General features: G+C 38.2%; 9 protein-coding genes and 1 pseudogene. 5 read left to right on the top strand and 5 right to left on the bottom strand.

The features are described 5' to 3' along the window. The first annotated feature begins 30 nt into the window (after positions 1–30). The gene (locus AOM43_RS00760; RefSeq protein ID WP_059358665.1) at positions 31–2,058 is read left to right on the top strand and encodes an O-linked N-acetylglucosamine transferase, SPINDLY family protein; all 2,028 of its coding nucleotides are present in this window, start codon (positions 31–33) and stop codon (positions 2,056–2,058) included. A 3-nt stretch (positions 2,059–2,061) separates the two neighbouring features. Here the strand turns inward: AOM43_RS00760 and AOM43_RS00755 are convergent, their stop codons facing one another. The 5 genes from AOM43_RS00755 to AOM43_RS00735 form a co-directional block, all read right to left on the bottom strand. After that, positions 2,062–3,090, bottom strand: coding sequence for an NAD(P)/FAD-dependent oxidoreductase (locus tag AOM43_RS00755; RefSeq protein WP_006341744.1), 1,029 nt, complete (start codon positions 3,088–3,090; stop codon positions 2,062–2,064). Then, positions 3,087–3,761, bottom strand: a complete 675-nt coding sequence (locus AOM43_RS00750) for a methyltransferase domain-containing protein (RefSeq protein WP_036746354.1) — start codon at positions 3,759–3,761, stop codon at positions 3,087–3,089. The genes AOM43_RS00755 and AOM43_RS00750 overlap by 4 nt, the downstream gene beginning before the upstream one ends. Position 3,762: 1 nt before the next feature. Then, positions 3,763–4,797: a type III polyketide synthase gene (locus AOM43_RS00745; RefSeq protein ID WP_059358664.1), complete on the bottom strand. Its 1,035-nt coding sequence runs from the start codon at positions 4,795–4,797 to the stop codon at positions 3,763–3,765. A gap of 211 nt (positions 4,798–5,008) precedes the next feature. After that, entirely contained in the window at positions 5,009–5,455 is a 447-nt protein-coding gene (locus AOM43_RS00740; RefSeq protein WP_059358663.1) for an AAA domain-containing protein, read from the bottom strand. A gap of 5 nt (positions 5,456–5,460) precedes the next feature. After that, a complete protein-coding gene (locus tag AOM43_RS00735) occupies positions 5,461–8,070 on the bottom strand; it encodes an AAA domain-containing protein (RefSeq protein WP_059358662.1) in 2,610 nt (869 codons plus the stop codon). 586 nt (positions 8,071–8,656) lie between these two features. Here AOM43_RS00735 and AOM43_RS00730 point away from each other — a divergent pair. The 4 genes and pseudogenes from AOM43_RS00730 to AOM43_RS00715 all read left to right on the top strand — a co-directional run bounded on the left by AOM43_RS00730 (position 8,657) and on the right by AOM43_RS00715 (position 14,901). Next, positions 8,657–10,942 (top strand): bifunctional SulP family inorganic anion transporter/carbonic anhydrase, encoded by a 2,286-nt coding sequence (locus AOM43_RS00730; RefSeq protein WP_013925024.1) that lies wholly within the window; start codon positions 8,657–8,659, stop codon positions 10,940–10,942. A gap of 208 nt (positions 10,943–11,150) precedes the next feature. Next, a pseudogene (gene mgtA, locus AOM43_RS14160) lies at positions 11,151–13,821 on the top strand (magnesium-translocating P-type ATPase). A gap of 198 nt (positions 13,822–14,019) precedes the next feature. Then, on the top strand, positions 14,020–14,238 hold the full coding sequence (locus AOM43_RS00720) for a carbonic anhydrase (protein ID WP_059358661.1): 219 nt from the start codon (positions 14,020–14,022) through the stop codon (positions 14,236–14,238). Positions 14,239–14,337: 99 nt separating this feature from the next. After that, entirely contained in the window at positions 14,338–14,901 is a 564-nt protein-coding gene (locus AOM43_RS00715; RefSeq protein WP_013925027.1) for a hypothetical protein, read from the top strand. The last annotated feature ends 18 nt before the right edge of the window (positions 14,902–14,919 follow it).

Genomic DNA, 14,919 nt, shown 5'->3' with positions numbered 1-14,919 from the left:
TTTTAAAATCTTTAATTTCACGAGTTTTCCTTGTATCCAGATATTCAACAAATCTTAACCTTGGCAATAGAAGCTCACAAAGCTGGAAAGTTAGAAAAAGCCAAAGAACTCTTTGAAATGATTGTTCTGGCAAACCCATTGAATCCTGTACCACATAGTTTTCTCGGACTCATTGCCATTCAAAATAATCATCCTGGAATTGCCATTCAGCATTTTACCGAGGCTGTTCGTTTAGATCCTAACAATCCCCTTCATCATGCGAACTTGGCAGCGACTCTTCTTCAAACGAAACAATTTGAAGAGGCCCTTACAACAGCCAATAAAGCCTTAGCTTTAAATGCAGATTACCCTGCAGCGCTACTTAGTTCGGGTGTTGCCCTTCTATCGCTTGGCAGAATTGACAAAAGCCTCATCCCCTTACAACATTTACTTACACTTTATCCAGATCACATTGAGGGATTATATAATCTTGGTATAGGGATGTTGCGACTTAAAGACTTCGATGCCGCCGAGCAGTTACTTCGCAAAGTAATCAGCCAGGCTCCCTCTCACTTAGAAGCCCTTCTAAATTTAGGCATTTGTTTATTTCAAATTCATCGGAACGAAGAAGTTGTAGCCATTTGCGAACGCATTCTTACAATTCATCCAAATCACATCGCAGCACGCTTTATTCTCTGTTTTGCCCATCTTCCCTTTATTTATGAAAACGAAGAGGAAATTACTCTTGTACGCACAAGATATGAGCAAGAGCTCCTCGAACTACACGATCTATGCATGGAATCAACAGCCGAGGAACTGTCACAAGCCATGTTTTGTGTTGGATTAAGTCAACCATTTTTACTGGCATACCAGGGAGAAGATGATCGACTATTACAAACCATTTACGGAGACATCATTGCGAAATTCGTCGCCGCACGTTTTCCTAAATGGGAACTAGAGCATCCTTTTATCAAGCATTCTTCCGATAAACGTATCCGCGTAGGAATTGTCTCTGGCTTCTTTAAATTCCATTCGAATTGGAAAACGCATATCCAGGGCTGGATTAAACAAATCAATCACAAATATTTTGCACTCTTTGGCTACCATACAAGCGGTGAGTGTGATAAAGTTACAGAGGAAGCCCGCACATACTTGGAACGCCTCACAGTGGGGCCTAAAACACTCAAAGAATACTGTGCCAGTATTAAAGAGGATAAGCTCGATATTCTCATCTTTCCTGAGATTGGTATGGACTCCATGACTATGCGTCTTGCTGCATTGAGACTAGCTCCCGTGCAATGTACGTCGTGGGGACATCCTGATACCTCAGGGCTACAAACAATTGATTATTTCCTTAGTTCGGTGCTTATGGAACCTCCTCATGGAGATGACAACTATACGGAAAAACTTATTCGTCTTCCTAATTTGTCCATTTATTATGATCCGCCCACCATTACCTACGAGAAACGCTCACGCACAGACTTTGGTTTACGTGAAGAAGCCATTCTCTATTGGTGCTGTCAAGTACCCATTAAATACCATCCTTGCAATGATGAAATATTTGCGAAGATCGTGCGCGATGTGCCAAATGCACAACTTGTTTTCGTTGAAAGTATGCCCATGATCGCACATCAATTTCGCAATCGCCTAGAGAAAACTTTTGCACGTTTTGGTCTACGTGCGAACGACTATTGTGTCTTTTTGCCAAAACTGAATGGTAAAGAGTTTGAAGATGTTACACATTTAATGGACATATTTCTAGATAGTGTAGGCTGGTCAGGCTGCAATTCATCCCTAGAATCTCTTGCCCATAACTTGCCAATTGTGACCCTTCCAGGTTTATTGATGCGTTCACGGCATACAACAGCCATTCTCTCTTTGATGGGTATGAGTGATTGCATCGCTAAGTCAGAAGATGACTATATAGCACGTGCCGTTTCTCTGGGACGTCACCCTGAAGAACGCTCGCACATGCGTAAATGCATTGCAATGCAGAAACACCTCGTCTACCGCGATGAAACTACAATTATTGGTTTGGAAAACTTTTTGAAGAGTGCAGCAGGAAAAAGATTAAAATAATATCTAATCTTCTTTGCTTAAAAATCGAGTTTTCTCAAATAAAATCAGAGGTAATGAGGGGAATAATCTTGCGATTGAGGCAACAAAACGAAATGCTAAAGGAGTGGTCAATAATCGATGTAATAGATGCCCATAAGTAAACACCTCCTTATATTTAGTATACCAGGCATTTTGGAATCCCAAGCTATCGCCGCGTGCGGCGTAGTCGGCAGCCATATAACCTGACGTAATGGCAATAGAAAGCCCTAAGCCCGAAGCTGGAGGAATCGTCCCGGCTGCATCCCCTATAAAATAAGTATTAGCCCACTGGGGTGTTTTTTTTATGCCAAAAGCAGGGATTTGACATGTCATCCAGTTATCAAATGCGAGATGTCCATTTTGCAATCGACGTTGTAAATGAGGGGCCATTTCAAAAAGCTTCTGAAGGAGATCCTCTTTACGATGCATATTCATAGACATTAGACATGTGAAATTGGAATAATCGTCATCAATGGAAGAAAGTCCAGCATAGCCTCCTGAAAATGGATACATTTCTAAACCATTCTTTATTTCTATGCCTTTCATATGCCCCTTGATACCGATGTAGCAAGGAATAGAAGAAGCTCCGAAAAAACGTCCAGAACTTATCAACAGATCACTGTAAGAAAGCTCTTCTCCACTATCCAAAACGATGGAGCTCCTTCCAATATCCTTGACTTTTGTCTTCGTGAGGATTTTGGCTCCCTTTTCTTCCGCTCTCCTCACAAGGCTTTGATCAAAATCAAAGCGAGATTGGCTTCTTGCATGAATAGGTAGAGAAAAGGACAGAGTATGCCTATCTGTCACAAAAGAAACGCACTCAATTTTTTTAGCTGGTGCAAGATTCCATTTATTTAAAATGGGCAAACATTCAGGAGAAAAAAATTCACCACATATCTTATGGGAGGGATAGCTTCCAGCCTCAATCAATGTTGCAGAAATCCCAAGATCGATGAGTCTATTTAGAGCGCTTAATCCTGCAACACCTCCCCCTACAATAATAATTTTCTTCATTGTGCATCCATTGTCAAAATCCATCGAAAGGGCCAATACCATGAAAGATGACCTTGAACTTGAAGTACCTGTAAATAATATCTCCAATCTTTTCGTTTGAAAGCTCTTTTAACAGAAAGAGATCCATCGTGAGTGATTAAACGATTTTTAAAAAGGATTGGCGCTAAGAGTGAAAATCCCAACCAAGCAAGAGGATGCCGATGAAGATCGTTAACAATCACTTTTTGTTTAGCCACACGTAAGCATTCTTTAAGAAATGCAATTAAGTCTGCATCGGAGAGATGGTGACAAACAAGCGTAGAAATCACAATATCATAGCTTTTTGTTGGTATTTCACTCAGATTACGACATTCAAAGACAACATTTGGGCATCTATTATGTTCTTGTGCAGATATAATAGCCTCATGAGAGATATCAATTCCTCTAACAGTCGCTTCCTTGTAAAAACGTCCCAATTTTTGCGTAAAACCCCCACCTCCACAGCCAACATCGAGAATGGACGCGGGAGAAAAAGATAGTTGTTGCATGGCACAAAAACTAGCATGGTCCCCTCCTAAATATTTCCCGACCTTGTTTAGCTTATCCAAACAATCTCGATATTCTTCCGAAGAATAATGGGATGGCCCCAAATCAATCAGTTCTAGTTCCATCGATCTTTTAGAAAAGAACATTTTAAGATCTCATAAGTAGGCCTTCTATAGAAAGTCCGGGACCAAATCCAATCCCAACGGTCCATTTCTGGCGATTTTTCAAAGATTTTTCTAGGACAAATAAAAAAGTAGCGCTAGACATATTTCCATAAAGCTTAAGAGTTTCCCAAGAACTTGTTGTTTGACCAGGGAGAAGATCACATTCTTTTTCAATGGCCTGAATAATGGCCTTTCCTCCGGGATGAATGGCCCAGTGGCACTCTTCGAAAGAACAATTTTGCTTCAAAAGCCCATTGGCAAACTCAACAATGTGCTTTTTTATGAACACAGGAACTCTCGACGAAAGCTTCATAAAATACCCACTATTTCCTACTTCCCACGACATGGCATGATCGGAATCAGCCAATACAAGAGAAGAGCGCTCGACTATTTCCCAAAGATAATTTTCGGATGCCTCCCCACCTACAATACATGCAGCCGCTCCATCAGCAAATAGTGCATTGGCCAAGAGAGTATCTGAAGAAAGGTCTGTTTGCGCATGTAACGAACAAAGCTCCGTACAAACAAGCAATATGCGATGCTTAGGGTTTTCTTTCGCCAGCGCTTTAGCCACTGAGATACCATTAAAAGCCCCAAAACATCCCATAAAATTGACACCTACACGTCCGACCGAAGGTCGAAGCCCTAGCTCTTTGATTAAATAATATTCAATTCCAGGAGCCATCATACCTGTGCACGAGACGGAGATAACATGAGTGATTTCAAGAGGATTTTTTTGCCAAGCCACCAAAGCCTTTTTAGCAGCTTTTATAGCAAGTTTAGGAGCTTCTTCTTTATAAATCTCATTGCGTTGTTTCGATGTAGGTTCTTTATAAAGAGAATCGAAATTGTGCATGACAGAATAACGTGTCTGAATATCAGAATTGCGATAAAGCCTTCTCAAGTTTTCTGACTGTTCAGAAGACAAACGAAGTCCTTTTACCATATTTTCGGCAATAACTTCTTGCTGAAAGCAGTAATCGGGAGACTCGGTCGCAAGAGAAAGGATATAAGCCATTTTTATTTCCAACAAAGAGATTAGTTAAGAAACACTACCTAAGTTTTTTGTCGTTAACAGCATTAAATAAAACTTACAAAATTTTTTAAGATACACAAGCATAAACTTTTTACACGAAAAACTAAATGAGAATCTGTTGCTGCTGAATCAATGAATTGAGCAAAAACGAACGCTTCACAAATCACATTGAACATACCATGACTAATTCATGCTATTCCATTTTACATTGGCTTGTATAAATTTTATTTTCGTTCCGAGCAAAGAGATATCGTGCCAACAGACCTGAGGGTTGGCTGGGCTTGGATGCATCAAAGATGTCCATATCGCCGAAAACTAAAAATGACCTCTTCGCCCGGGATACCGCCACATTCAACATGTTCACTGATCGATCAAAGAAGAAGGTCCCTTGCCCTTCAAAAGTAGTATACACCGATGAAAAAATAATAATTGGCCGTTCTGCACCTTGTAAAGAATGAATTGTTCCAACTTTGTCAATTTTTAATCCATGTGCATAAAGCGTCGAACGAATCTCGTTCCCCTGCGCAGCAAAAGGAGTTACAATTCCAATGCAATCACTCAAATTAATTTTTTCATTTTTTTTAGAATCCTCACGACACATCGATAATATTTTCACTTGATTTTCTTGAATCCACTGCACGATTTTTAAAGCTTCTTCAGGATTAGAACGGCTCGTCCCGATTTTTTTTCTCGACCTTTTACATGTAGGTATCCCATTGGAGGGTAATGTGAAAATTGCTGGTTGGTCATTGGAATTAGCTGATTGTTATAACAGAGTTCGTTGCAATAGCTGATGATTTCCTTGGCACAACGACGATGCTCCTTAAGAAATAAGCCTGGAACAGGATCTTCCTTTAAGTGATATTTTGATTTTCTCTGACCGACAGTGATGAGATTACCATATGCGTGTCCAGTAGCAGCATCGCCCGAACACAAAATACCGCTAGTTTTTAAAGAATGATATTCATCAACATTAGTACATAGACCGTATTTTTTTGTATTTGAAAAATCCATTTTTTCACTGATTGAAAAAATAGGCTCAATCTGTTTGGCATCTCCAACTAATAGTAATCTTTTTGCAATGGAAATCATCCCACCAGCAATGGCCGGCATCACTTGCCCGGCTTCATCGATAATAAGCAGATCAATCACATCTTCTAAGGTTTCAAATAGCTGAAAATTCGTTTTGTATTGAAAAAAACCTGGACCAGAATGCAATGTAGTCACAAAGCAAGGCGTTAACATCGCCTGAATACGCCAATATTTTTCTCTGTCATCACGATGGTAATCAAGCTGATCTAATTTTCCACTTTCCTGTAACCACTGAGCTTCCCAATAATGCGTTGCCAAAACAAATAGGTCATATCGAAGAGTTTGATCCATTTGACAAAGCACGTTCGAATTATCCGTAAAATCTGATGCATTATCCGTATTGAGGTTAAACCCTAATTGTTCTTCCAGCTTTACTTTTTCACCATATAATTTTGCGAACAATTCTTTATCCGACTGCAAAACCTCTTTGTCTTTTTCCAACTGCTTTAACAGCGAAGCATGAGAGCTCATTCGGTCTTCAATGACTTTTTCGACGTCATCAATGTTGAAGTTTCTACTTTGAAATAGATCATGCTGCAATGTAAAAAGTCGAATGCGATCCATTAAAAGTTGTTTGATAAATGGTATCCAAGAAAATAAGCATAACCATTTGAGATCTTTGATTTTGAATGAAAACCAGCTAACCGCAAGCTGTTTAAGACTTTTTAATTCTTCTTCTATTTCCAAAATAGCGCGGTTGTTTTCGATAAACAACTCTTCAATGGCTTCTAATCGATCATAACGATGGCTTAGTAATTTCTCCAAACTGTGAAAATCATTGACACAACGAATACAATTTCGAAGTAAAGTATTTTTTAAAAGCAATTCGTGATGAATAAATTCCTGACAATTCCTTAAACTCGATTCTGATTTTAGATAATGGTTATTAAATTTTTCTAAAAAATACCGCGTTGCATAATCTCTATAGTCTGCATTGTAAAATTCTGCAATTGAACCCGAATTTTTCCTTCGTAAACGAAACTCATAATTATTTTTCTTAGCTTGTTCTATTTGATGGCTTGGGGCTAGATAAAGCCCATAAGTGTGGAAGTTAGGCAGCCATCGAATCGTTTCTTTTCCAGCTTCATTCAAACGATCTAAAATATTAGTAACGGCAAGATTGTTGGTCGAAGTTGCAACTTGAATTGGAGGATTCTTTTTTTCTAACGCGCATTCGACCCAGTTGGAAGCAATAATACTTTGGAGTAAAGTTGTTTTTCCTGTACCAGGAGGACCATGAATAGTCACGATTTCATTACGTTCTGGATCAGAAAAATAGCTAATGCTCTCACGTTGAGAAGCGGATAGAGGATAGCCCATCTGCATTTGTCCCAAATGTTCACAACTCGCCATAAAACGTTCTTTGGGGGATAAATCGTCACAATAAGGTTCGTCGCTAAACGAAGAAAACTTTTTCAGTAATGCAGGAATGGTCTTACGAGTTAAAAGATATTGATCATAAGTAGCAATAATGTTTTGAGATGGTTCTGCAATGCTATTTTTTGGTAGCACAAAACTTTTTTCAGTCAATGTATAATCTTGTTTCGAAAAAACAGATCCATCGCATAGAGAAAATAATAAATTATTTGCGTAAGAAAAGAATGTTCGCCATTCCAATGTCGTATCAAGTGAAACCGCATGTTTGGCATAAAACGCATCTGCATCAGAAACGTCACCAAGAATCGGATATCCCAACCCTCTACCACATTCTTCTGGAGGAGCTAGACATCTTCTATCGATCCATGGATAAACACTCCCCTCATCCACTGTCAAAATACCTTCTCGATTAAGATTTGCCATCATCCAAAGTGGAAATATTTTATCCGTCCGATATTCACCTACAATCTGTTGGCCATGCCTATAATTCTTTACGGCAACATAGGGCGCTATAATGACTTGTAATTGTTTTATTTCGAAATCATCATCAGTAAAAGGAAATTTTTTCGATGAATATTTTGGTTTGTCGCGAGCTCTTTTTTCTGCCTCTTCAAAAAAATGTTGAATTTTTTCTCGTGAGAGATGCCCACTTAAAAGTTCATTTAAGGGGAATATTTCCGCCTGATCCATATCTTTGGCTGAAAGACTTATTCTGTCTGCATCTGCTAATGAATTTCTCCAATAGTCGATGATTGCATGGGTTTTATCTAACTTTGAATCATTCATGAATTTCGCATTAATTTAGTTGTAAAGTTTCGAGAGGGTAGCTTACTGCAAAGTTTTAACTTTTGACAATCAAAATTTTTGGATGTCTTTTTCTTGTGTTCTTTAAAACAGAAATTATACATTTGATTTCCATACTTTTTGCCACTCATCGTCATCCTTCATGTTATTCTCTTAATTCACACTCAACAGTTTTAATAAATGGCAAACACACCCTTAAGTGTACCACTTTGATTTGCCTGTATTTTTATAGCTTCTTCAGCACCTTTTTTATTCTTCCTCTCCTGAATAATGTTAATGAGCATTTCCATAATGAGGTGAACCATCAAAAAAAACTTGTTCAAAAGGGTTAAAAATGGCTCTTGTTGCACCCAAAATTTGCTCAAAACATGGATTCACATAAAGCACCCTTATTTTGTGCTAGTATGTTTGTCACTAAAACGCAAATATCTGACGCAAAACGATCTTTTTGATACAAAAGTTCCCAATAAAAAAGTCTTCATAAAAAAATGGTGTAGACAAATAGGTTTTAAATAATTATTTATGAAAAATTGATCTATTTGAATTATCGGCATGAGGAATTTCTTCAATGATGGCAAATCATTCTCTCTCTAAAACAGTTTCTTATGACTTAATTGCAGGTCTTGTCGTTTTTCTGGTCGCGCTCCCTTTATGTTTGGGTGTTGCCTTGGCATCAAACGCCCCTCTTTTCTCTGGCATCTTAGCTGGAATTATCGGGGGGATTATTGTCGGTTTCATCAGTGGATCGAGCACGAGTGTAAGTGGTCCAGCTGCAGGATTAACAGCTATAGTTGCTGCTCAGATCCATCATCTAGGCTCTTTTGAAGCTTTCCTCGCTGCCGTTGTTTTAGCAGGAATTATTCAAATTATTCTAAGTATTAGCCAGCTGGGTTTTATTGCCGTTTTTTTTCCCTCGAGTGTCATTAAAGGCTTGCTCTGGGCGATTGGGGTCATCCTAATCTTGAAACAAATCCCCCACGTCATGGGTCACGATGTCGATCCCCTCGGAAATAAATCTTTTTTTCAAGCAGACAACCAGAACACTTTTACAGAAATTATCGAGACTTTTTTTGATATTCATCCAGGAGCAGCCTTAATTGGCATGCTTTCAATTTTTTTACTAGTATTCTGGGATAATTTTCATATTTTAAAGAAATCATTAATTCCTGCGCCTTTGGTTGTGATTGTTTTAAGTGTTTTAGCTAATTTATTATTCAGACAGTACGATGGCTATTGGGCACTCGACACCACCCACCTGGTTCAAGTCCCCGTAGCAAAATCCACGCAGGATTTTTTCAATTTTTTGACGTTTCCAGACTGGAATATTTTAAAAAATTCTGCTGTATACATGGCAGCAATAACAATTGCTGTAGTTGCCTCTCTGGAGACCCTCCTCAATTTAGAGGCTGTGGATAAGATCGATCCCATGCAACGTATCAGCCCCCCAAATCGGGAGCTTCTAGCACAAGGGTTTGGTAATATTGTGGCAGGGTTAATCGGAGCATTACCAGTTACAAGTGTCATTGTGCGCAGTTCGGTCAATATCAATGCGGGTGGAAAAACAAAGCTTAGCACCATTTGGCATGGTTTTTTGATCTTAGGCAGCGTCATACTCATTCCAAACGTGTTAAACCAAATCCCCCTGTCAGCTTTAGCCGCTATCTTATTAATTACAGGGTTGAAGCTTGCTAGCCCTGTTATTTTGATGCAAATGTGGAAAGAAGGAAAAAATCAATTTCTTCCATTTATCATCACCGTTGGCGCAATTGTTTTTACAGACCTTTTAATCGGGGTCTTGATTGGTTTAGCAACTTCCATTTGTTTCATCTTACACAGCAATATCAGGCGTCCCATTAAAAAAACGATGGAAAAACACGCAACAGGAGATGAAGTTTTACATATTGAACTTCCCAACCAAGTGAGTTTTTTCAATCGAGCGTCTCTCGAAACAACATTAAAAAATGTTCCTGCCGGAGGACATGTTTTGATTGATGCCAACAATACGGACTACATAGATCCTGATATTTTGGATTTAATCACAGATTTCCAGAGTACAACAGCAAACACGCATAAAGTTGTGGTTAGTCTCCTTGGATTCAAAGATAAATACCCTCAGCTAGAAGACCGCATCCAATATGTGGATTTTAGCAGTCGCGAAATGCAGGAAAATTTAACACCAAAACGTATTCTAGAAATTCTTCAGGATGGCAATTTACGTTTTCGTGAAGGCACTCGGCTTACACGCAATTTAGACCGACAACTCAATGCAACTTCTCGAGGACAATTCCCCATGGCAGTCATTTTAAGTTGTATTGATTCCCGCTCTCCAGTCGAATTAATCTTTGATTTGAGCATAGGAGATATTTTCAGTGTACGAATAGCCGGTAATGTCGCAAGCCCTAAAGTTTTAGGCAGTATTGAGTATAGTTGTGCAGTAGCCGGAGCTAAGCTAATTCTTGTGATGGGCCATACTTCCTGTGGAGCCGTTAAAGCTTCTGTTGATTTTGTATGCAACCACAAGACAGCATCGGAAGCGACGGGTTGTGTCAATTTGGATTCCTTGATTGTTGAAATTCAAAAGTCCATAAATCTTAATGATTGCAAAGATTTTACTAACTGGAATCCACAAAAAAAAGAAGAATATCTAAATGAAATTTCCTACCAAAATGTTCTACAAACCATGCAAGAGATTCGTAAAAATAGTTCGATTTTAAATGACATGATCACACAAGGCAAAATCGCTCTTGTGGGAGCAATGTATGATATCAGCACAGCCGAAGTTTCTTTTTTCCAAACTGCAGATTCAGAAAATTTACAGGCAGTCCAAGCCAATCGAAAACCTGAAAAAAGTTAATCTACTCGCTTGAAAAAGCCAAAAATTATTTGTTTGAAGAAAAAAATGTGCATTCCACAATCTTTGAATGCAAGAATAAGCCTGCTATTAAATGATGCATTTTATATCGCATCAATTTTAATGACGATTAGGACATGTTCATACGCTGGCAATATTTTTCATTTATCACAATATTTTTTTTATCATTGTTTACTGAAAAGGAACGGATATGAAGTTGCAAGAAATGATTCATTCATTGAAGTCTCTTTTTTTTACAACACATAATACGGTTCAAGAAACGGATAAAAAAATTTCATCGATCCTTCTCGCCTATTCCAAGGTTTCTTTGGAAGATATTTACAAAGAACTGGAAAGCTCGATAACCGGACTAGTTCAAAAGGAAGCTGAAGAACGATTGCTGAAATATGGTGCTAATGAAATTGTCCATGAAAGGCCTCCGACTTGGTACTCTCTAATGCTCGGTAACTTTAAAAATCCTTTTGTTGTTTTAATGATTTTTTGGGTGTTGTTTCATTCTTTCTCAAGCAATACGATTCTGTAGTCATCATTACATTTATGGTCATTATCAGTGTTTTAATGCGGTTCATACAGGAATATCGATCTAATAAAGCGGCGGAAAAACTTAAAGCCTTAGTCAGTACAAAAGCAACAGTCCTTCGGCGCCCATCTCCCGACTCCGAAACAAAAAGCTATGAAATCAATATGAAATCCATTGTTCCTGGTGACATTATTCATCTCTCTGCAGGAGATATGGTTCCCGCTGACTTACGGTTAATTGCTGCCAAAGAATTATATATTAGTCAGTCTTCCCTAACTGGAGAATCATTTCCTGTGGAAAAAGATGGAGCTTTAAAGCCCAAAGAAGACGCAGCTAACCCGCTAGAAATGCCAAACCTCTGTTTTATGGGAACTAACGTCCTTAATGGCTCCGCCACAGCCATTGTTCTGAAGACTAATCAAAATACATACTTAGGAACATTGTCTGCAAACATCACAGAGAAAGCCCCTTTAACGAGCTTTGACCTAGGAATTAACAAAGTCACCTGGTTATTAATAAAATTTATATTTGTCATGGTTCCCTGCGTCTTTCTTCTCAACGGCTTAACCAAGGGGGAATGGCTAGAAGCCTTACTTTTTTCTCTCGCCATTGCGATTGGTCTAACCCCCGAAATGTTGCCAATGATTGTAACCGCAAACTTGGCAAGAGGGGCTGTCCAAATGTCACGCAGTAAGGTAGTGGTAAAACGATTGAATTCCATACAAAATTTTGGGGCCATGGATATTTTATGCACAGATAAAACAGGAACGTTGACTCAAGATCACATTATTCTTGAACAGCATCTAGATGCAGAAGGAAATGAAAATGAAGAAGTGCTTTTCTATGGCTACCTAAATAGTTTCTATCAGACAGGATTAAAAAATCTTTTAGATGTGGCGGTTCTACAGCATACCGAAATAGAAAAAAAAATAAATCTCAATAAGAATTTCCGAAAAGTTGATGAAATTCCTTTTGACTTTGCTCGTCGTGAATGTCTGTTGTCGTGCAAAAAGATCCAGAAACACAACTGTTAGTTTGTAAAGGGGCAGTAGAAAAAACTCTAGCCATTTGTAATACAGTTAGAATGAATGGCTCTAAAGTGCCCATCACTGCTGAAGTCAAAGAAAAAATAGATTCTATTAAAAACGATTTGAGTGGTGATGGCCTGCGCGTGCTCGGAGTTTCCTACGGGGAATTCCCTGTTGTAATAAATAAAGAATATAAAGTTGGTGATGAACAAGACCTTGTTTTTATGGGCTTTTTAGCATTTCTTGATCCTCCTAAGCTCTCAGCACAAAAAGCGATTGCTTATTTGAATACGTATGGAGTGAATGTCAAGATATTGACCGGAGATAATGAATTAGTCACCCAAAAAATTTGCAAATGGGTCAATTTAGTGAATGAAGGCACCCTACTGGGAAGTCAAATTGATAAACTCAGTGAGGAGGAATTAAAGATTGCCGTTGAGAAAACGACGGTCTTTGCAAAATTAACCCCTCTACAAAAATCAAGAGTGGTCTCTACCCTCAAATCAAATGGTCACACAGTGGGTTTTCTGGGGGATGGAATTAATGATGCTCCAGCCCTTCGCGAGGCTGATATTGGCATTTCAGTAGATACTGCTGTGGATATTGCCAAAGAATCTGCTGATATCATCATGCTTGAAAAAAATCTCATGTTTTTAGCAGATGGTGTAATTGAGGGACGCAAAACTTTTGGAAATATTATCAAATATATCAAAATGGCTTTAAGCTCTAATTTTGGAAACGTATTTAGTGTGCTTGGAGCTAGTGCACTGCTGCCATTTTTACCTATGCTATCCGTACAAATTTTGCTTCAAAATCTATTATATGATTTTTCTCAAACAACCATTCCTTTTGATTGTGTAGATGAGGAATTTCTCATTAAACCACGTAAATGGGATCCACAGGGCATTGCTAAATTCATGATTTTCATTGGCCCAATTAGTTCGATATTTGATTATGTGACCTTTGCTGTCATGTGGTTTGTATTTGCAGCTAATACTGTCGAAAATCAGGCTATTTTTCAAACGGGTTGGTTTATTGAAGGATTGTTATCTCAAACACTCATCGTTCATATGATCCGCACACAAAAAATCCCATTTATACAAAGCCTAGCCTCTTTTCCATTACTCTTAAGTACTGTTGTGATTATGGCTATTGGAATACTTATTCCTTATTCTTTCATTGGAACTAGCATAGGATTAACAGCATTGCCTGGTAGTTATTTTTATTGGTTAGCTGCTATTTTATTGGCCTACTGTATTTTGACTCAGCTAGTAAAAAATTGGTTCATCAAAAGATTCCACTATTGGCTTTAGGTGTTCATGTGGTAACCAAGTAAGCCAAAATCCCTAAGAACTTCGCTTGATGATCAATAAAGTAGTTTTTGACCATTCCGCTTATCATCACCGTTGACGCAATTGTTTTTACAGATCTTTTAACAGGGGATAAAGTATTACATATAGCTTCCCAGATAAGTACCCCAAACTTGAAATGGGGATTTTAGCAGTCGTGAAATGCAGGCAATGTCGCAAGCCCTAAAGTTTTTGACTGTATTGAATATAGTTGCTGTAGCCGAAGCTAAACTTATTCTTGTGATGAGCCATACTTCCTGTGGAGCCGTTAAAGCTTCTGTTGATTTTGTATGCAATCACGAGACAGCATCGGAAGCGACGGGTTGTGTAAATTTGAATTCCTTTATTCAAGAAAATTTTCTTTCAGATTGCGCAAAATGAGCTTTCACTAAATAATAATTGAAACAATTTCAAATGTAGAATAGGCTACTTTTAAATTTACTCAAAAGTTTTCCTATCTAAAGCAGTTACGAGGTGCAAATGCTTTTTTCAATGAATTTTATAAAGAAATTTTCCATTTTCATCCTTCCTTTTCTTTTCCTAATTTCATTTCCTTTGCACGCTATCCATAAAGTTTATTCGATAAAAGGCTGTTACTCCATTGTTGCAGATAGTAATAAGTGGACTTGTGAGTACACACGCTATTATACGCGAGTTGTTGGCAAACATCGGCAAATACCTTTAGAATTTCATTTTTCTTTTACGAACTCTCCAAAAAATAAAGGCGGGAAATATGAAGGGATAAGTGCCGCTGAAGATATTTTAACTGCAGAAGCGATGCGAACAACAACAGTCTTTAGCGACATTTCTTTGGCGGAAGAGCGCGAATCATTTTTTCTTTTTACTGGAAACTATTTTGATAATGCATCATCAGGATATTTCGCTTTCTATCTTTTTAAAAATCCTAATGAAAATAATGAAAAAAACCAATGGTATGAAATGCTTGTTAAATTAGGAAATGATTCAATCAATGAAAGCAAAAGAAACGCGATGTTTCAAGATACATATCAGCTCATTAAATCTGTTGTAAACATTAAAAGTTGAAGAGGGATTGCTGATAAC

The sequence above is a fragment of the Parachlamydia acanthamoebae genome (assembly GCF_000875975.1).
GTDB lineage: Bacteria > Chlamydiota > Chlamydiia > Chlamydiales > Parachlamydiaceae > Parachlamydia > Parachlamydia acanthamoebae.
The sequence above is the reverse complement of the archived record's forward strand: the minus strand, read 5'-3'. Positions and strand labels throughout refer to the sequence as shown.